The organism is Nocardia sp. NPDC005998, from assembly GCF_040614395.1.
Classification (GTDB): Bacteria; Actinomycetota; Actinomycetes; order Mycobacteriales; family Mycobacteriaceae; genus Nocardia.
Window position 1 is genome coordinate 186,637 of record NZ_JBEXUI010000011.1, and the last position, 17,846, is coordinate 204,482.

15 protein-coding genes and 4 tRNA genes are annotated in these 17,846 nt (G+C 65.4%); 9 read left to right on the forward strand and 10 right to left on the reverse strand.

Annotation, left to right across the window (positions count from 1 at the left end; genetic code table 11):
• Nucleotides 1-111 precede the first annotated feature (111 nt).
• The 4 genes from phoU to ABZ293_RS18025 all read right to left on the reverse strand — a co-directional run bounded on the left by phoU (nucleotide 112) and on the right by ABZ293_RS18025 (nucleotide 6,228).
• Nucleotides 112-774 (reverse strand): phosphate signaling complex protein PhoU, encoded by a 663-nt coding sequence (phoU, locus tag ABZ293_RS18010; RefSeq protein ID WP_355181846.1) that lies wholly within the window; start codon nucleotides 772-774, stop codon nucleotides 112-114.
• 667 nt (nucleotides 775-1,441) lie between these two features.
• Nucleotides 1,442-3,820: an LCP family protein gene (locus ABZ293_RS18015; protein WP_355181848.1), complete on the reverse strand. Its 2,379-nt coding sequence runs from the start codon at nucleotides 3,818-3,820 to the stop codon at nucleotides 1,442-1,444.
• Between the two features lie 303 nt (nucleotides 3,821-4,123).
• Entirely contained in the window at nucleotides 4,124-5,245 is a 1,122-nt protein-coding gene (gene dusB / locus ABZ293_RS18020; protein WP_355181940.1) for a tRNA dihydrouridine synthase DusB, read from the reverse strand.
• 116 nt (nucleotides 5,246-5,361) lie between these two features.
• Nucleotides 5,362-6,228: an SDR family oxidoreductase gene (locus ABZ293_RS18025; protein WP_355181850.1), complete on the reverse strand. Its 867-nt coding sequence runs from the start codon at nucleotides 6,226-6,228 to the stop codon at nucleotides 5,362-5,364.
• Nucleotides 6,229-6,459: 231 nt separating this feature from the next.
• Here ABZ293_RS18025 and ABZ293_RS18030 point away from each other — a divergent pair, with 231 nt between their 5' ends.
• Nucleotides 6,460-7,113, forward strand: a complete 654-nt coding sequence (locus ABZ293_RS18030; RefSeq protein ID WP_355181852.1) for a hypothetical protein — start codon at nucleotides 6,460-6,462, stop codon at nucleotides 7,111-7,113.
• Nucleotides 7,114-7,235: 122 nt separating this feature from the next.
• Here the strand turns inward: ABZ293_RS18030 and ABZ293_RS18035 are convergent, their stop codons facing one another.
• From ABZ293_RS18035 to ABZ293_RS18050, 4 genes are all read right to left on the reverse strand, one after another.
• The gene (locus ABZ293_RS18035) at nucleotides 7,236-8,198 is read right to left on the reverse strand and encodes an acyl-ACP desaturase (protein WP_354961786.1); all 963 of its coding nucleotides are present in this window, start codon (nucleotides 8,196-8,198) and stop codon (nucleotides 7,236-7,238) included.
• A gap of 11 nt (nucleotides 8,199-8,209) precedes the next feature.
• Nucleotides 8,210-8,935, reverse strand: a complete 726-nt coding sequence (locus ABZ293_RS18040; RefSeq protein WP_355181942.1) for a DUF937 domain-containing protein — start codon at nucleotides 8,933-8,935, stop codon at nucleotides 8,210-8,212.
• A complete protein-coding gene (locus tag ABZ293_RS18045; RefSeq protein WP_355181854.1) occupies nucleotides 8,878-9,036 on the reverse strand; it encodes a DUF937 domain-containing protein in 159 nt (52 codons plus the stop codon). Before ABZ293_RS18045 ends, ABZ293_RS18040 begins: the two co-directional genes overlap by 58 nt.
• A 171-nt stretch (nucleotides 9,037-9,207) precedes the next feature.
• Nucleotides 9,208-9,280, reverse strand: a tRNA-Lys gene (locus ABZ293_RS18050).
• Between the two features lie 849 nt (nucleotides 9,281-10,129).
• Here ABZ293_RS18050 and ABZ293_RS18055 point away from each other — a divergent pair.
• From ABZ293_RS18055 to ABZ293_RS18085, 7 genes are all read left to right on the forward strand, one after another.
• Entirely contained in the window at nucleotides 10,130-10,795 is a 666-nt protein-coding gene (locus ABZ293_RS18055; RefSeq protein WP_355181856.1) for a TetR/AcrR family transcriptional regulator, read from the forward strand.
• Between the two features lie 93 nt (nucleotides 10,796-10,888).
• A tRNA-Glu gene (locus ABZ293_RS18060) sits at nucleotides 10,889-10,961 on the forward strand.
• 29 nt (nucleotides 10,962-10,990) lie between these two features.
• A tRNA-Asp gene (locus ABZ293_RS18065) sits at nucleotides 10,991-11,064 on the forward strand.
• A gap of 57 nt (nucleotides 11,065-11,121) precedes the next feature.
• Nucleotides 11,122-11,195 (forward strand) — tRNA-Phe (locus ABZ293_RS18070).
• A 289-nt stretch (nucleotides 11,196-11,484) separates the two neighbouring features.
• Nucleotides 11,485-11,667: a DUF6374 family protein gene (locus ABZ293_RS18075; protein ID WP_355181858.1), complete on the forward strand. Its 183-nt coding sequence runs from the start codon at nucleotides 11,485-11,487 to the stop codon at nucleotides 11,665-11,667.
• A gap of 83 nt (nucleotides 11,668-11,750) precedes the next feature.
• Nucleotides 11,751-11,936: a hypothetical protein gene (locus ABZ293_RS18080; RefSeq protein WP_355181860.1), complete on the forward strand. Its 186-nt coding sequence runs from the start codon at nucleotides 11,751-11,753 to the stop codon at nucleotides 11,934-11,936.
• 251 nt (nucleotides 11,937-12,187) lie between these two features.
• Complete coding sequence (locus ABZ293_RS18085; protein WP_355181862.1) at nucleotides 12,188-12,907, forward strand: polyprenol monophosphomannose synthase; 720 nt, start codon at nucleotides 12,188-12,190, stop codon at nucleotides 12,905-12,907.
• On the opposite strand, the gene ABZ293_RS18090 is transcribed toward ABZ293_RS18085, so the two are convergent.
• On the reverse strand, nucleotides 12,904-14,370 hold the full coding sequence (locus ABZ293_RS18090) for an HAD-IB family hydrolase (RefSeq protein ID WP_355181864.1): 1,467 nt from the start codon (nucleotides 14,368-14,370) through the stop codon (nucleotides 12,904-12,906). The two genes, ABZ293_RS18085 and ABZ293_RS18090, sit on opposite strands and share 4 nt — an antisense overlap.
• Nucleotides 14,370-16,823 (reverse strand): glycerol-3-phosphate 1-O-acyltransferase, encoded by a 2,454-nt coding sequence (locus ABZ293_RS18095; RefSeq protein ID WP_355181866.1) that lies wholly within the window; start codon nucleotides 16,821-16,823, stop codon nucleotides 14,370-14,372. The genes ABZ293_RS18090 and ABZ293_RS18095 overlap by 1 nt, the downstream gene beginning before the upstream one ends.
• A gap of 155 nt (nucleotides 16,824-16,978) precedes the next feature.
• Here ABZ293_RS18095 and ABZ293_RS18100 point away from each other — a divergent pair, with 155 nt between their 5' ends.
• Nucleotides 16,979-17,743: a DUF2127 domain-containing protein gene (locus ABZ293_RS18100; RefSeq protein ID WP_355181868.1), complete on the forward strand. Its 765-nt coding sequence runs from the start codon at nucleotides 16,979-16,981 to the stop codon at nucleotides 17,741-17,743.
• The last annotated feature ends 103 nt before the right edge of the window (nucleotides 17,744-17,846 follow it).

Genomic DNA, 17,846 nt, shown 5'->3' on the forward strand with positions numbered 1-17,846 from the left:
ATCCAGTGGATCCGGCGATCGGAGCGACGGCGCGGGCGTGCCTTGTCCCGTTGCGGGGATGTTCGCGTGCGTGCCCTGGTTTTGCTTGGTCCGGCGAGCGGTTCGCCGGGATCAGGCCTCGGCGTCGGCGTCCGGCGGCAGCACGCCGGTGACCAGGAAGATCACGCGACGGCCGATCTCCACCGCGTGGTCGGCGAAGCGCTCGTAGTAGCGGCCGAGCAGCGTCACGTCGACGGCCGCGGCGACCCCGTACTTCCAGTCGCGGTCCATCAGCAGGGTGAACAGGTGACGGTGCAGATCGTCCATCGCCTCGTCGTCCTCATTGAGCTGGGCGGCGCGCTCGGGATCGCGAGTCTCGAGCACCTCCCTGGCGCTCTCGCCCATATTCACCGCGATGCGGCCCATCTCGGCGAAGTAGCCGTTCACCGCCTCGGGGAGCGCGTGATTGGGGTGGCGCCTACGGGTCACCTTGGCGACGTGCAGCGCCAGCGCGCCCATTCGGTTCACATCCTGGACGATCTGGATCGCACTCACGACCTGCCGCAGATCGCCCGCCACCGGTGCCTGCAGCGCAAGCAGGGCAAACGCCTTCTCCTCGGCGTCGGTGATCATTTCGGAGATTCGGTCGTCCTCGCTGATCACCGACTCAGCCAGGGTGAGGTCGGCCTGGAGCAGTGACTGGGTGGCCCGGTCCATCGCCGAACCCGCCAGACCAGCCATCTCGCCCAGCAGGTGGGCAAGATCGGCCATTTGCTCGTTGTAGATGACACGCATGAAATCAGACATTAGTGCCCACTGCTGACCTAGTCACCAACGCAGGGTTAATGGGTGGTGCCGAACATTAGCGACGGTGTTGCCCCAGTTCGGGGCCATACCTACTTGCAGGTGTCGTCGGCGGTATCAGTGCGCCCAGAACTGGCACGAAATGTGATCTGCCTGACTATGACGTGGCTCGTGGGTGCATACACGACTGTTCGCCTTGCACAGAACTCCCGTGTGAGCGTGCGGAAACCGCGTACCCACACGGGAGTTCAGCCCGGATCAGGCTCGATTGTCTACGCCTGCCACTGCTTAGGTCCAGTATTGATAGCTTTCGCCGCCGTCGTACTCGCAGTTGTCACTGACCCGGATTCCTAGGTGTGCAGTGCTTCTCCGGTCTTCCTCGCACTGTTGGTAAGTCGGAGACTTATGCCAGTTCGTAGCCCAATCCGGCTTTTCGGCTTGCGCTGGCCCTGCGAGCAACGTCAGAGCGGCCGCTGATGCGGCTGCGGTGAAGGTTAGTTTGCGTAGCACTGAAACCCCTCCCTGTGTGTTGTAACCGTGCTCACTCTACCCCGCGATGATCATCGCTGAAGCGAATATTGTTGCAGCAGTGCGTGATCCGAGGCCACGGCTGTTGCAGTGGCCAGGTCTGAGTCGGCTGGCCGGAGATTTCGGCGAGCTACTTGCAGGTGTCGTCGGCGGCGTTGACGTGCTCCAGATCCGAGGGCAGTGTGACCGGTGCCGCACTCGATACCGTGACCGACACATTCGAGATCGGATCACCGACCGGCGTCGGAGTCTTCACGGTGCCCGCGTAGTCGGCGCCGATCACAACCTCGACGATGCCGCCGAGATCCTTCGCTTCCTCCAGGGTCGCCCCGGGCAGGGAGCTGGCCACCGTGGCCGCCTCGGCCTCATGGCCGGACCCGAAGCGGACCTTGGTGGCGACCTCGGAATTCCCGCCGGAGTAATTGCCGGTGTTGTAGATCTGGAAGCCCTGGTTGCCGAGTTTGGTCGCCGCCTTATTGGCCACGCCCGGCGTCCCCGAACCATTGGAGACCAGCAGCGACACCGTGCCCGGATCGACCGCGAACAGCTTCGGCGGCGCCGGTTGGGCCGACGGGATCGATCCGGGGGCCGGAGCCGACTTCTTCTCGCCCGGCAGTGGCTGGTCATCGATGACGGCGCGGAAGATCGCCTTGATATCGGACTCGCGGGGGATCTCATTGCCGTATGAGGTGGTGCCTGCGGTGGGGATGGTCAGGAAGGTGACCGCGCCCGCATCCACCTTCTGCAGTGAGCGACCGAGCGTCAGCAGGTCGCTTGTATCGACCTTGTCTACCCAGGTGTGTTTGGTGAATGCATCTATGAACCCGCGCAGCTTGCCAGGGTCGAACAGCACCTTGCTGGATAGCGCGCCGCGTAGCAGCGAGGCGAGGAACCGCTGCTGGCGGTTGATTCGGTCGTAGTCGCTACGCTCCTCGCCGTAGACATGCCTGGCTCGCACATAGTTGAGTGCAGTCTCACCATTGATGTGCTGCCTACCCGGGTTCTCCAAAACCGTGCCGAGGATCCCGTCGACGATCGGCTTCGTGGCGCACACGTCGACCCCGCCCACCTGGTCGACCATCGCCTCGAATCCGGCGAAGTCGATGCTGATGAAGTGCCCGATCGTCAGACCGGTCATCTTTCGGATCACATTCACCAAGCACTTCGGTCCGCCGAGGGCATAGACAGCGTTCAGCTTGTCACCCATTGCCGAGGGGAAGACCTCGTTGGTGTACGCGACCTTGTCGTTGTCCCAGCCATTGCACTGCGGCCGCGTGACATCGAGATCGCGCGGGAATGAGACGACCACGACCCGTGACCTGTTCTTTGGGATATTGACCAGCATGACAGTGTCAGCGCGCGAGCCTTCGGCATCGTCGGTCGACCCCGCACCCACCTGACCGTTGGCTCCCACACGGGTGTCGGTTCCAACGAGGAGGAAGTTCTCATCGCCGAGCTGTGCGCCCGAGTCGACGACATCCTCGGGATGGTCGTCGAGCGCGGAGACCTGGGTGAAGCCGTTGGCGGTCGAACGCAGATAGCTCCAGCCCGCGCCGGTAACCAGGAGCGAGACCACCGCGCAGATCGTCATGGTGGCCCGGCCCGCCAGTTGCAGCCGCTTACTGCGGCGCTGCCGACTCGCAGCGAGCCGGGACAGGCCGACGCGGGTCGATGCCGCGGCCGTCTTGGGGGCCTCCGAATCGGTGGTCGGCCAGCCGTTGGCGCGCTTTTTGGCGGGCGGTGTGTCCTCGACCGGGGGAATGACATCGGTGACGACCTCGGGCGGCTCATTCTCGCCGGACGCGGTCGCGGTACGGCGCTTCGCGGGGTGGGCGGCCGTCGAGGTACCCGCGATGTCGTCGACAACCGCGGAGGACCCGGCTCTGCGAGTGGTGCCGGACGCGCGAGGCGGCGCGTCCGCCTTGCTGGCCGCTGGGGTACTCGATGTGCGGGGCGGTGCGTCGGCCTTGCGTCCGGCCGGGATGCCCGACGTGCGCGATGGCGCGTCCGCTTTCGGCCCGGCTGGCATGCCCGATGTGCGGGGCGGTGCGTCGGCTTTGCGTCCGGCCGGGATGCCCGACGTGCGAGGCGGTGCGTCCGCTTTCGGCCCGGCTGGCATGCCCGACGTGCGGGGCGGTGCGTCGGCTTTGCGACCGGCTGGCATGCCCGATGTGCGCGGCGGTGTGTCCGCCTGACGTCCGGCAGGGGCACTCGATTTGCGCGGCGGCATATCGGACTGGCGCGCGGAGTCCGCGGACCGGGACGGGGCGGATTCCGGGGGGTTCGGAGCGGCGCTCTCGGACCGCCGCCTGCGTCCGGAGCGTTCGTTGTCGACCTTCTGGACCAGGTCCTGAACCGTCAGCGGGGCCGAGCCGGGTTCGGAATCGTTATGTCGGGCTCTGCGGGACGACCGTGCGCCGTCCCGGTCGGTGTTATCCGCCGTGGGATAGCGCTCCCACGGGGCGCGACCTCCGGGCCGTGGCGACTGCCCGTGCCGATCGTCACCCACTAACGAACCTCGCTTTTCGTCTCTGCTGCCGTTTCGGCCGCTTTCGACCGGCATGACCGATTCCGCCAATGATAACGATTCCGCCACGGCGAGCCAGCCCAGTGCGAAATCAACAGGCCGCAGAGGTGTTTCGGAACTGCGTGCGCGCTGGTGGGAGGGTTTTTGACGATCGTATTTCATTTCGAGTGCGCACCGATCGCGCCGGTGTGACCGATGCACCTTGCACGAGACGATCCCGTAGCGATTGCTTGCAGGTCGTTCGAAAGGATCCCGTAGCGACTGCTTGCAGGTCGCTCGAAAGGGTCAGCCGCCGCTGTGCATCAGATCGGCACCCGCTGGAACGGCCGGATCGTCCGGATCGTCGAGCCAGCCGTGCGGCAGCGCCACCTTGCCCGGTGACCCCTGGCGGCCGCGTGGACCTTCGGCATCGCGGGGGAACGGTGCGGTCGGGTCGAGTTCGCCGATGAGATCCTGCAATTGGGTGAGACTCGACACAGTGGCGAAGCTGCGGCGCAGCTCGGCGCCGACCGGGAAGCCCATCAGATACCAGGCCATATGCTTGCGCAGATCGCGCATGGCCTTGTCCTCGCCGAGATGTTCGGCGAGCAGCGCGCCGTGCCGATATAGCACCTCGCCGACCCGGCCGAGATTCGGCGCCTCGGGCAGTGCTTCGCCGCGCAGTGCCGCTTGCAGTTCGGCGAACAGCCACGGGCGGCCGAGGCAGCCGCGCCCGACAACCACTCCGTCGCAACCGGTTTCGTCCATCATGCGTACCGCGTCGGCGGCGGAAAAGATATCGCCGTTGCCGAGGACCGGGATCGTGGTGACGGCTTCCTTGAGTCGGGCGATCGCGGTCCAGTCGGCGTGGCCCGAATAGCGCTGTGCGGCGGTGCGGGCGTGCAATGCGACGGCCTTGGCACCCTCGGCCTCGGCGATGCGGCCTGCGTCCAGGTAGGTCAGGTGGTCATCGTCGATGCCGATGCGGAACTTCACCGTCACCGGGACACCGGCCGGTTCGGCACCCGAGACCATGGCCTTGACGATCTTGCTGAACAGCGCGCGCTTGTACGGCAGCGCCGCGCCGCCACCCAGCCGGGTGACCTTCGGTACCGGGCAGCCGAGATTGAGATCGATGTGATCGGCCCAACCCTCGCCGACAATGATCCGCACGGCCTCGCCGAGTGTGGCCGGATCCACGCCGTACAGCTGCATCGAGCGCGGATGCTCATCCTCGTCGAAGGACATCATGTGCAGCGTCTTCTCATTGCGCTCCACCACCGCGCGCGCGGTGATCATCTCGCACACATAGATCGATGTGGAGCTGCCGAACTCCCGGCACAGCTTGCGGAACGCCAGATTCGTAATGCCCGCCATCGGCGCGAGCACCACCGCCGGATCGACCGGATACGGCCCGATCCGCAGCATGCTCTTGGCCTCAGCGGTAATAGTCACGCCCACCAGTGTCTCATCCGCCCCGAGGCAGCGCCGATGCCACCGCTGTCCGATATGCGCTGGCGCACGCCGGTTCGGCGCGATACGACCTATTGGTCGCGGAGTCTGCGGTGGTAGATCTCGCGTACGGCGGGATCGGGCTGGGCATAGGCCGTTGTCGCGCCGGTGAATTCGGCGACGAGCAGCTGGGCGCGGTAGGGCAGCAGCTGGGCCGACTTGATAATGGCCGCGAGTCTGCGCGGGACGGTGATCAGCGGCTTGTTCGTCCGTACCGATTGCACGATCGCCTGCGCGACATCCTCCGGATCCACTGTGGTCAGCGGTGTGATCCAGTTCGGCATATTGGCACCGGCCGATAGTTCGGTGCGGACGATGCCGGGCAGCACCGCGCCGACGTGCACACCGTGCTCCTTCATCTCCAGGTGCAGCGCCGAGGTGAACCCGACGACCGCGTGTTTGGTCGCACAGTAGGTGGCCAGGCCCGGAAAGCCCTGTGTCCCGGCCAAGGACGCGATATTGATCAGATGTCCGCTGCCGCGGTCCTTGAACCGTTGGACCGCGAGCCGGGAGCCGTGGATCACCCCGTTGAGGTTGATATCGATGATCCGATCGGTCATCTTCTCGTCCTCATCAGCAAACAGGCCGGTCGGCATGATTCCGGCATTATTGACGAGTACGTCCAATGGCCCGAGTTCGCTGTCCACGGTGTCGAGGAATGCGGCGAAGGCGGCGCGATCGGTCACATTGAGCGGCAGACCGACGATCTTGGCATCCGGATCCGCACCCAACTCCGCCGCCGTCTTCGCCACCAGTTCGACATCGATATCGCCGATCGCGACCGCGGCGCCCGCCGCGAGGAATGCCTCGGCGGTGGCGCGTCCGATACCGCGCGCCCCTCCGGTGATCGCGACGACCTTGCCGGTGAGCGTCCCGTTGTCCTTCGATGTGTTGGACATGTCCTCGGCCTCCTACGGTCCTATGACGGTGGCCGGTCGGCGCAGCGCGCCGTCGGCGGCAATACCTTCAGTGTCGAGGTTTGCGGCCGGATCGTCGGCGGATTCGGAATAGCTTTCGAGCTGGCTGCACACTCCCGGTGCGCCGAGGGTGCCAGGACCTTCTCAGACGCCCTCAGTAGCCTGTTACTCGCGGGTATCGCCCGTGACCACCACACTCATCGGAGAGGGCGAATGACGGAACGGATCGAGGGCACCGCATCAGCCGGGGACGGCGACTCCGGTATGGAGTCGGACAAGACTGCCGAGACGAGGGCATCCGATACGAAGGCCGATTCGTCCGGGCAGCGGTCGGACCGGCAGTCGGGAACCGTATCGATTCGCGTCTCCACCGTGGTCACCGGCGTCGTAATCGGTGCATTGGTGATCGCAGTCGGCATATTGACCGGATTGCTGTGGTCGGCGCGCAGCGATCTCGCCGAGCAAAAGGATCGGGCGGCCGCGGATAAGAAGGCCGAACAGGTCGCCAGCGAATATGCGGTCGGCGCGGCCACCGTCAATTACCAGGACATTCCGTCCTGGGTGGCCAAGCTGAAGGCAAATACCGTTCCGCAGCTGGCAAATAAGTTCGATGCGACCGCGCCCAAGCTCGAACAGATTCTGGTTCCGTTGAAGTGGACCTCCACCGCCGCGCCGATTACCGCAAAGGTGATGTCGGAACAAGGCGGTGTCTACAAAGTCGACGTGTTCGTAAATGTGAGTTCGACGAATGCGCAGAGCCCAGAGGGCGCGCAGACAACGGTGACCTACAACGTCGCACTGGATAAGAACTCGGATTGGAAGATCACCGATGTCGGCGGTGTCGACGGCGCACTGCCGATGAAGTAGGGCCGCCGCGAGTTTCGGTGGTTGAACCTAAAAACTCGCCGACGAGATCGGCGTTGCCGGATATAAACGCGCCGCCGCCGGAGAAATCCGGCGGCGGCGCGTTGTCGTTTGCGGGGTCGAGATCAGCTGGCAACCCCGGCCAGCTCCCGCTTCTTCGCCTCGCGGGCGAGCATGCGGTCGCGCTGCTCTTCGAACTTGATGACGTCCTGGCCCAGCTTCTCCAGGAACAGACCGAGCCGCTCGCGGACGGCCTCACCGCGCGCGGTGAAGTCGGTGCGCTCGAAGATGTTCCACTTCTTGAGCACCGGCTGCACCACCTCTTCGAGGTGCTGGCGCAGGTCGTAGATGCCGTGCTTGGCCATCAGCACGCCGTTGCGGCGGAAGTTGGGCATACCCGCGCCGGGCATCTGGAAGTTCTCCAGGATCAGAGTGATCGCCTCGAGCGCCTGGTCGGGGGACAGGTCGAGGGCCGCGCCGCACATGTTGCGGTAGAAGATCATGTGTAGGTTCTCGTCGGCGGCGACGCGCTGCAGCATGCGGTCGGCGATCGGATCGTCGCAGACCCTGCCGGTATTGCGGTGGCTGACCCGGGTGGCCAGCTCCTGGAAGGTCACGTACGCGACCGAATGCAGGAAGCCCGCATCGGCCTCGGTGGGGGAGGCGAAGCCGTTGGTCATGTGGACCATGCGCGCTTCCTCGAGCGCCACGGGATCGACGCCACGGGTGACAACGAGGTAGTCGCGCATGACGATGCCGTGGCGGTTCTCCTCGGCCGTCCAGCGGCCGACCCAGGTGCCCCAAGCGCCGTCCTGGGAGAAGTTCTCAGCGATCTCGCGGTGGTAGGAGGGCAGGTTGTCTTCGGTCAGCAGATTCGTGATCATGGCCGCCTTCGCGACCTCGTTCAGTCGGGACTGCTCGGGGTCCCAGTCCACGCCGCCGAGTGCCGCGAAGTTGCGGCCTTCATCCCACGGGACATAGTCGTGCGGATGCCATTCCTTTGCCATGGAGAGGTGCCGGTTGACGTTTTCTTCGGCAACCGGCTCCAACTCCGTGAGCAGCTCGAGTTGAGTCAGATCCCTTGCCATATACAAGCCCTTCATGTGTGCGTGGCGCTCTTGCTGGTCAGTCCCCTGGGTAGACCGTGTCGATGCGGCCATACCTTACGGCACCGTAGGTGTGATGCGAAACGCATCCGGCCGACAAAGAACACGTCGTGATAGACGTCATACGCCAACGTTGGCGTACGACAACCATCCCGAGTGTAGGTGGTTGGTTCGCGCGAGGGGTCTATCGCTATGGCCCGAGAGTCGTTAGCCCAGCGTGGGACATCGCACAGAGTCGGGAGTGTCGGCGCGGGCGAGCTTCCGCGTTTGCGCCAGAAAAGACCGTCCGGCGCGCTTCCGAGCGCACCACCTGCGTTCTCGGCCAACGCTTCTCCGATCGCGCCCCCGCTGCCGCCGCTGTTGCTGCTGCCGCCGAGCATGTCGCCGATGCCGCCGCCCGACTGTGTCCGCGGCGCCGCCGTGCCGTCACCGCCGCGGGTCAACTGCTCGCTGGGCCAGCACGGAGCCAGCATTGGCAGCAGCTTGGCGACCAGGTCGTTGCCGACGGTGCCCGCGGTCGCGCCGAGCGCGCTGATCACCGCGTTCTGCTTCGCGCCGAAGACCTTGTCGACGATCTTCGACCCGCTGGCGATATCGACCTTGTCGACTTCCGCCGCGCCCTCGCCTTCGACGAGTTCGCCGTGCTGGTCCAGCGCGCCGATCAGAGCGCCGCCGGTTCGGTCGCGTTGGCCGGTAATCCGCCGAAGGCGGTCGGCAATGCCACCTTTACCGCATTCGTCGCAGCGGGTTGGTCGACACCCAACTTGTCGGCGAGCTGTGCAATGGGAACTTGGGAGAGCAGATCATCGAAGGGCGTCATCGTCTCCACCTGTTATCGAGGGATGTCCCCAGGTGTGCGGGGACGTGCCCGCGGTATGGGAAAGCCTGCCCGCAAATGTGCCGATTCGCGGTCGGTGCCGACGTACGTCGGGTGTGCGAAGGGACCGAAAAAGACTCAGGCGTCCGGTATGAAACCGGACGCCTGATGCGGTGCCCCCAGTAGGGCTCGAACCTACGACCTGCGGATTAAAAGTCCGTAGCTCTACCAACTGAGCTATAGGGGCGCGGAGGGACAGTGTAGTTGGCTCGGCGCGGATCGGGTAACCGGGGGCGGGACGCGGCGGGTGGGCCGCGGTTCGGTTCGCTCGGGGTTGCCGGGGTCGGGGGCGAGTCATGCTGGTGTAGCGGGTAACACGGCGCGTGGGCGCGGCGATGCTGCGGGGAAACGTTTGGTGCCCAGCTTTGTTCATTTCGCCCGTGCCGGGCTACCATCCAATCATGTTGCGTACCAATGTCTTTGGATTTGCGGGGGGTGTAGGGTCAGCGCACGGGGGGACGCAGCGAGGCGGCTGGCCGGTGTCGCGCGGTCGGCGCCGCGGCGATCGGTGCGCTGGTCGACTCGGGTGAACGGTGCTGCGTCGCTGCCGAATTCGGAAATCAAAGCGGCTCGATCGCGTGATTGCGCGATGTTAGCTGTAACAGATATCCGGATGTTTCGTCCGCTCGAGTCTTCGGTTTGCCGCGTGTCGGATGGCCTATCCGGGTACGGTGACGACTTGGTGAATTACGGAGGAATCGCCGACTTACCCGGCGATCCGGAATTCGGCTTATCGTTGTTGTGCCCGAACGTGTCGCGACCGGTACGGCCGATCGTGACTTCCTACGAGTCGACGCCGGGGGAGGCAGATCCGAGACGAAGTAATGCCCAGGTGCGCACCCCCTGCGGCGCACCTGGGCAGGAAAACTATACCAGCTGGTGTGTTTCAGGATTTCCGCAAGTTTTCGTACCGAAAGTTTGAAACTGGGCGAAATCCCGGTTTGAAGTATTGATAAAACTCATAACTTCGCGCCAAGGGTCCGTTCCATTGGGGGGCACCGTTTGGCGGCGAGTAGGCTTCGGAGGCGTTTCGAGCATGGCACGGCAGCAAGAGCGGGCCCGCCGGACACGCGCGGCGATAATCAGGTCCGCCGCCGTTGAGTTCGGGAAGAGCGGCTATGCCGCTGCATCGCTCAACCGCATATTGGAAGGTTCACGCGCCACCAAGGGCGCCATGTACTTTCATTTCGATTCCAAGGAAGATCTGGCACGCGCCGTACTCGATACCGCGGTCGAACGATACCGGGCATCGGCCGAACGTTGGCTTGCCAGAACCGATCTCGGTCCGCTCGACGTGCTGCACGGGATGATCGACGAGATGGCGTTGCGGCTCGAGCACGACATCATCGTGCAGGCCGAATTCCGGCTGATCATCGAACCGGACTTCTATCGCGATGTGCAGACCGGTGGCGGCCGGATCCTCGGCCGCGCGACCAGGGCGCTCGCGATCCGGGCCATCGATCAGGGGCAGCTGCGCTCCGACGCCGACCCGGACCGCTTCACTCGCACCCTCTCCGCCGCGCTGGCCGGCCAGCGCTACCTGGTGGACATCCTCGGCAACGGGGTCGATCTACGCGCCCGGTTCCAGGAAGCGCTCGAGGTCGTGGTCGAGGCGATGGCCACCCAAGAGTGGGAGGAGAAGTTCCGCAATGACGGCTGGCGCGCCCAGGCCCGGCTGGAAGAGCTGGGATTGGGAGCCTGAACAGCCGATTTGGGAAACATGGCCGGTCTGTCATAAGCTATCCCAGCTCCCAACGGACACCCGTTGAAGCCGATCCGGAGAAATCCGGGGCGAGCCCCCTTCGTCTAGCGGCCTAGGACGCCGCCCTTTCAAGGCGGTAGCGCGGGTTCGAATCCCGTAGGGGGTACGGTCTTCGGATCGTTGGAAGTAACGCAAGGCCCTGTGGCGCAGTTGGTTAGCGCGCCGCCCTGTCACGGCGGAGGTCGCGGGTTCGAGTCCCGTCAGGGTCGCAAGTGAGCGCCGGAGCAATCCGGCGTTTCGCGTATGGCATTCACCACGGTGCCTGCGGCCAGGTAGCTCAGTTGGTACGAGCGTCCGCCTGAAAAGCGGAAGGTCGCCGGTTCGATCCCGGCCCTGGCCACTCGTCGCGAGGAGCCCCTGTCCGCAGAAAGCGCGGACAGGGGCTCCTCGTCTTTTATTTTGTGGGGTGCAACCCCACACCCGCTCGGCGGGGCTCTCGCCCCCCGAACTCCCCGCCTGCCCGGAGTGCCGTTTCTCGGCCAGCGCCCGGCCCCGCCCCGCCCCGCCTCGGCCAGTGCCCCGCCTCGGTCGGTTCGCTCATCGATAGCCTCGACTGTTCTCCGAAACTCTTGCCTGCGTCTTTGAGGTTCGCTATCGAAAATTTGTTCGATTCGAGGTAGTCTCCGCTCATGCCGGACAGTTCTCGCCTCGACCGGGCACGGACGAACCTCGAACAGGTTCGCGGGCAACTCCTCGACGCCGCCGCATTCGGCAAGCATCTGACTCCCGAGCAGTTGGAGAACGCGGCCGGAAAGATCGGCGAGGGGATGCGGATCTACGTCGAGGCGACGCAGGGGCGCGCTCACGGATAGATCACCGGTCCGCACCGACTGCGCATGAGCCGGGATGGCCGGAAATCTCGGTGCGGTGATCATGGTGGTGCAATGCTGGGGGCATGGCGGAGAAGTGGTACTACTGCTTGAAGCATCAGCGGGCCGAGAACGGGAAGCAGTGTTGGTTCCGGGATCGGATGGGGCCCTACCCGGATCAGCGGACGGCCGAGCGGGCCTTGGAGATCGTGCATGCGCGCAATGCCAGCGAGGATGCCCGGGATCGGGATTGGCGCGACGGGCAGAAGTGAGGGCGCGTCAGGGGTGGTGTGGGGCAACTGATTTCATCCCAGGAGCGGGGCGGCGGGCCGGAGTGCCCGGGCGGTGGGCGGTGCGATCTGCGAGGTAGTCGGCATGTCGCCGGAAAACGGGCGGTGACGGGAGCCCGTATGCGCTCAGGAGCTGTTTAGGTCGATCAAGTACGGTTCTTTGCAATCAGACGAATGCTCGGGGTCCTGTCGTGGGTCAGCGGGCTGGAACAGGTGAGCAGGGAGGGCGACCCTTGAGGGTTACCGTTGTTGTGCCGACCTACAACGAGCGGGAAAATCTGCCGGTTGCGGTGGAGCGGCTGACGGCGCTGCCGGTGCCCGACCTGCATGTGCTCGTGGTGGATGACAATTCGCCGGACGGTACCGGTGAGGTCGCCGACAAGTTGGCGGCGGAGCTGCCGAACGTGGTCGGCGTGCTGCACCGAACCGAGAAGAACGGATTGGGCCGCGCCTACGTGGCCGGGATCACCCGGGCACTGGACGAGGGCGCCGATGTGGTGATCCAGATGGACGCCGACCTGTCACATCCGGCCGAGGTCATTCCGGCGATGCTGGAGAAGCTGAACACCACCGATGCCGGTGTCGTACTCGGTTCGCGCTATGTGCCCGGCGGGTCGACCGCCGAGGAATGGAAGTGGTATCGCAAGGCGCTGTCGGCGTGGGCCAACTTCTACGTGAACCTGATCCTGCGGATCGGTGTGAAGGATGCGACCGCCGGATTCAAGGCATGGCGGGCCGACACCCTGCGCGCCATCGACGTGGCCTCGATTCGCAGCAACGGGTACTCGTTCCAGGTCGAGATGAACTACCGGACCGTGCAGAAGGGCATTGCGATCGCGGAGGTTCCGATCCGGTTCGAGGAGCGCACCCTCGGCGCCTCCAAGATGAGCCTCAAGGTGCAGCTGGAATCGGCGCTGATGCCGTGGAAGCTGCTGCTCGGCCGAGCCGTCTAGTCCGGCGCGGGCCAGTTCAGCAGGGTGTCGAGGTAGCGCTGACGGACCGCTTCGACCTGGTCGTCCATATCGTTCGGATCCCAGCCGCTGACGTCGATCGGGTCGAGGATGGCGACATCCACCGTGCCCTTGCGCGCGACCATCGAATTGCGCCAGTTGACCTCGCCCGCATTGCGGATCACTACCGGGATCACCGGCACCCCGGCCTGGATCGCGATGTGGAAAGCGCCCTTCTTGAACGGGCCGATACCCGGCGTGTACGACCGGGTCCCCTCGGGCGCGACCACGATCGACAATCCATCGCGCAATGTCCCCACCACCGGGGCGAGGGCCGCCTTGGCCTGTGTGGTGTTCGCACGGTCGATAAAGGTGACACCGACGAACCGCATCAGCGGACCGAAAATCGGATTCTTGGTCAGCTCCTTCTTGCCGATTCCCGTCACACCACCCCCGAGCACCTTGGGCAGGATGATGACGTCGAATTGGCTCTGATGGTTGAACAGGAAGACGGCGGGCCGCGGCGCACGGGCGTGCTCCGCACCGGTGACCCGCAGCCGGATCCCGGTCGCCGCCAGTGTCGCGCCGGTCCCATCGGCCATCAGCGCATCGGCCATCTGCCGCCGCTGATGGGTGTACGACTTGGCCAGCACGCCGAATAGCGCCCCGCCCAGCAGTCCGGCGAATCCGGCGATGGTGCGCAGATAGTCACTCGGGCGTGGCGGTTGCCGAGGACGGAAGGTCACGATCGGCCAATGCTGTTCGGTGGCGGCGATGCCGAGCTTGCGATCGGGATTCACCGCGACCGGATATCCGACCACCGATAGCAACGGCAGATCGGCGATGCTGTCGGCGTAGGCGTAGCTGTGGGTGATGTCCAGGCGGTGTGCCGCGCCGAATTCGCGGACTGCATCGGCTTTGCCACTGCGCCACAGCGTTCTTCCCTCGGCATATCCGGTCAGTACGCCGTCGGTCGTCGCCATTCGGGTGTACAGCACATGGTCGATACCGAGTGCGGCCGCGGCGGGCTCGACCTGGAACCGGGTCAGCGCCGTGACCAGCACCACGGTGTGCCCCGCAGCCTCGTGCGTGCGGATCAGCTGCCACGCTTCGGGATACAGATGTCCGTAGATGGTGCGTCGGAACAGCCGCTCGCCCAATTGCTCCAGTTCAGCCTCCGGATGGTCGGCCAATGTGCGCTCGGCCTGCTGTAGAAACCGACCGTATTCGCCGTCTGTGAGCCCGTCGCGGATACCGTCGAGCAGTGTGTTCGCGGGGGCTCTGTCGCGCTGGAGTATCCGCCGCCACCAGGGCGGACGTGCGAAACCGTCCACCACGGTGCCACCGAAATCGAAGACCGCGGCGATCTGCGGTCCCTGCGGTCCGGATCGGATCGCGGCAATCGCCGTCGCCAGATCCGCTGGGGTCGCTCGGTGCTGCGACTCCGCGGTATTCGATGACTCCATCAGGCCCCCAGCCCGGGCCGATTCGACGGATCGAGTGCGGCGGCCTGCGAGATCAGGGCGGCGATGGTGCGCAGCTGATCGGCGAACTCGATTCTGCGCCGCGTCAATTCGGCCCTGCGCTTGGCCGAATCACGACTCACCGGAGCCAGCAGGCCGCGGTTGTCCGCGAGTTTCAGTGCGCTGGTGAACAGTTCGGTGGAGACCGACTCCGGACTGTGCAGCCGCTGCTGCAACAGCATCTGCTTGCCGACCGCAACGCATTCGTCGATGAATTCCTTGCGGTCGATCTGCTCGGCGTTATCGCGGGCCGCCAGCCGCTCGGCCACCACCAGCTGCGCGTCGACGAACGGGCGCAGCGCACGGTGAGCCATCATGAAACCGGAGGCGGTGAGCTTGTGCAGAATGTCCACTCCGAGCGTGTCCTCGGTGGTGTGGGCATACCAATCCGGATCGACCAGCAGCATCTCCGCGGTCATCTGCGCCGAGAATTCGGCCCGCTCCGGGAAGAAGAATTCGAACTTCAGCAGATCGCGCAGCTCGAAGGCCTCGTCCCAGCCGGCCCGCAGCTGATCCGGCGCCTGCTTCTCCAGCCCCGCCAGGATGGACAATTCGAGGATGGCGCGGTTGATGAACCAGTGCACCGCGCTATTGCGATAGAACGCGGCCTCCAGATGCGCACCCGCTTCGATCGAGTAGACCGGTTCCAGCCCACCGCGATACACCGTGACGACCCTGGCCAGCGACAGCTGCTCGAGCACGACCGCCAGGCTCTGTTCATCGCGCAATGCCGCCAGCTCGCCGCGCGGCAGATCGCGCTTCTCGATATAGCCCAGCACCGGGGCCAGCACGGCGCGCACCTCGCCGAGGGTGAGCGCGCGCTCGTGCACACCGAGCAGCGCCAGCGTGACCAGCGCGTTGACGGTGATCGGCGTGACCTCGTTGATGCCGACGGCGACCTCGAAGGCCAACCGCTGCACCGCCTTTCGCTCCAGCTCCGCGACATGCTCGGACTCCGCCGTCGCGGTCGGCTGGGGCGCGGTCCGCTCGACGCCGTGCAGCGGAATCGTCACCGGCGGCGGGGTGAGCGGATCACCGTATGCCGCAAGGCGATCGCGCGCCGACAGCGGCGCACCGAAGCGTACATAGACGTGTCCGGCCGAATGCTGTTGGCTGCGCACATAACGCGCCAGCCAGGCCAGCCCCTCCGGCTTCTTGGTCCCGCCCACCTGCTCGGTCGCGATGGCGCCGAGTTCGTTGAGCCGCTCATAGGTGATCGAGACCGGGACGAGCAGGACATCGTCGATCCGATTCGAACGGACCGCGGCGGCAAGATAGTTCAGCAGTCCGTAGCGCGGTGGACGCAGCTTCCCGGTGCGCGTCCGGCCGCCCTCGAAGTACCACTCCATATTGAATCGCTTGGACAGCAGATAGGCGAAGTACTCCTCGACCACCGCCTTGTAGACCTCGTCGTCACCGAAGCTGCGGCGAATGAAGACGGTGCCGGTGCGCCGGGCGATCGGTCCCATCGGCCAGAAGCTCAGATTCGCGCCGCCGATCACATGATTCGGCGGGAAATCATTGCGGGCCAGCACATCACCGAGGACGAACGCATCGACATAGGACCGGTGCGAAGGCAGAAAGACCAGCGGATAGCTGCGGTTGAGCGCGCGCAGTCCGTCCAGACCGGTGTCGTCGGATTCCACCTTCCAGGTCGAGGCGTGGACCGGGCGCATCGCCTGGGTGAACAGATCCGTGACCAGTCTGCTCTGCGCGGCGACGAGTTCGCGCAGCGCCTTCTCCGCCCGCCGGTACACCTCATGCGGACTGGCGCCGAGCTGATCGGCGATGAATTCGAGACGGCGCAGGAATTCCGGGGAGTCCAGGATCTCCTCGGCTACCAGCCGCGGCACCTTGTACCGGTCGCCGATGACGGAGCGTTCCGCGCGTTCCAGCGCGACCACCGCCGCGCGCACAATGGCGCGGGCGAACGGCTCGGTGGAGCCCTTGACCAGCAATGCCGCCGCCTCCGGATTATTGGCGCGCAGCTCGCTGAGCAGGGCGGGCTGACCGGTGAGCACCACGTGCCGGTCCGGCTCGCCGACCAACCGGCGCTGTGCGAGGCGGTTCGGCTTGCGTGGATTGGTCAGCAGGGCCAGGTCGGCGAAGGTGATGCGCCGGACCCCGTCGCGCTCGGGCGGTAGCCACAGCACCCGGATCGGCACCACGAGTGGATCGTCGCGCCGTCCGACCAGTCGAGCGCCGATCGCGCCCGCGTCCAGATCCAACTGGGTGACGGGCGCGTCGATGCCGAGTTCGTGCTCGAGCCCGCCGTCGGCGAGCCAGGCGCCGACGAGTTCGCGTTCCACTCCGGAGCCCGCGTCGATGAGCGCCACCACCGATCCGGGTGCGGTCGCTCGAGCCGGAGCGGGCGAATCCCCGCGGTGATCGATCATGCTTTTCCTCCGCAACTGCCGATCCCCCTATTCAAGCCCGCCAGGGGATTCCGCGCAGGAACTCCGGCGGGCGAGTCGGCCGCGAGCCCGGTGGGCGGCGGCGGACACGATGGTTTCGATCGCTGCCGATGGTGATCATTAACTAGGCTGCGCGCATGGATTGGGCGTTACGCGCATGCGGCTGGCACGGCCACTACACCTATGCGCCGGATGAGCAGGATCTGGCGGAGCGTCTGCATGTGCAGACCGTGGCCGGGGTTGCATGGCGGTGTCTGCGCTGCGGCACCTTCGTTCCGGGCGAACCGGTCGGCTCGGGGCCCGCCGATCATGCGCCGGAGGTGCCGCGCGGGCGACTGCTGCGCGACCGCTGGCTGATGCGGGCGCTGGCGATCGAGCGGGTGGTACGCGGATTGCTGTTGGTGGTGGCCGCGCTCGCCGTCTTCAAGTTCCGTTCCTCGCGCGAGACCATGCGGGCCGACTTCGAACGGGATCTGCCGCTGCTGCGGCCGCTGGCCGATCAGATCGGGTGGGATATCGACCGATCCAAGATCGTGCATCTGATCGATCAAGCGTTCTCGCTGTCGAATACGACGCTGCTGTGGGTAGGCATCGGCATCCTGTGCTACGCGGCGCTGCAGGCCATCGAGGCGGTCGGGCTGTGGTTGGTCAAGCGCTGGGGCGAATATTTCGCCGTCATCGCGACCAGCATCTTCCTGCCGTTGGAGATCTACGAATTGACCGAGAAGATCACCGTGCTGCGCATCGGCGCGCTGCTGATCAATATCGCCGCCGTGGTCTGGCTGGTCTACAGCAAGCGCCTGTTCGGCCTGCGCGGCGGCGGAGCGGCATACCACGCGGAGCACAGCACGGAGAGTCTGTTGAGTGTCGAGCGTGCCGCGCTCGCGCTGCCTGCGGAGTAACGGTTTTCGCGGTCGTCGCTGTGGCCGTCGGCACGCTGGCGATCTAGACAGGTAATGCTAACCTTACTTCTCGAAGTTAGGTCAGCATAACCTTGGAGGATCG

Bases quoted from the DNA above. Each gene is read 5' to 3' on its own strand.
- phoU (WP_355181846.1), bottom strand. From the start codon at position 774: ATGCGTGTCATCTACAACGAGCAAATGGCCGATCTTGCCCACCTGCTG.
- dusB (WP_355181940.1), bottom strand. From the start codon at position 5,245: ATGCTGCGGATCGGGCCGTATCCGGTCGATCCGGCGGTGGTGCTCGCG.
- ABZ293_RS18025 (WP_355181850.1), bottom strand. From the start codon at position 6,228: ATGTCCAACACATCGAAGGACAACGGGACGCTCACCGGCAAGGTCGTC.
- ABZ293_RS18030 (WP_355181852.1), top strand. From the start codon at position 6,460: ATGACGGAACGGATCGAGGGCACCGCATCAGCCGGGGACGGCGACTCC.
- ABZ293_RS18035 (WP_354961786.1), bottom strand. From the start codon at position 8,198: ATGGCAAGGGATCTGACTCAACTCGAGCTGCTCACGGAGTTGGAGCCG.
- ABZ293_RS18045 (WP_355181854.1), bottom strand. From the start codon at position 9,036: ATGACGCCCTTCGATGATCTGCTCTCCCAAGTTCCCATTGCACAGCTC.
- ABZ293_RS18055 (WP_355181856.1), top strand. From the start codon at position 10,130: ATGGCACGGCAGCAAGAGCGGGCCCGCCGGACACGCGCGGCGATAATC.
- ABZ293_RS18075 (WP_355181858.1), top strand. From the start codon at position 11,485: ATGCCGGACAGTTCTCGCCTCGACCGGGCACGGACGAACCTCGAACAG.
- ABZ293_RS18080 (WP_355181860.1), top strand. From the start codon at position 11,751: ATGGCGGAGAAGTGGTACTACTGCTTGAAGCATCAGCGGGCCGAGAAC.
- ABZ293_RS18090 (WP_355181864.1), bottom strand. From the start codon at position 14,370: ATGGAGTCATCGAATACCGCGGAGTCGCAGCACCGAGCGACCCCAGCG.
- ABZ293_RS18095 (WP_355181866.1), bottom strand. From the start codon at position 16,823: ATGATCGATCACCGCGGGGATTCGCCCGCTCCGGCTCGAGCGACCGCA.
- ABZ293_RS18100 (WP_355181868.1), top strand. From the start codon at position 16,979: ATGGATTGGGCGTTACGCGCATGCGGCTGGCACGGCCACTACACCTAT.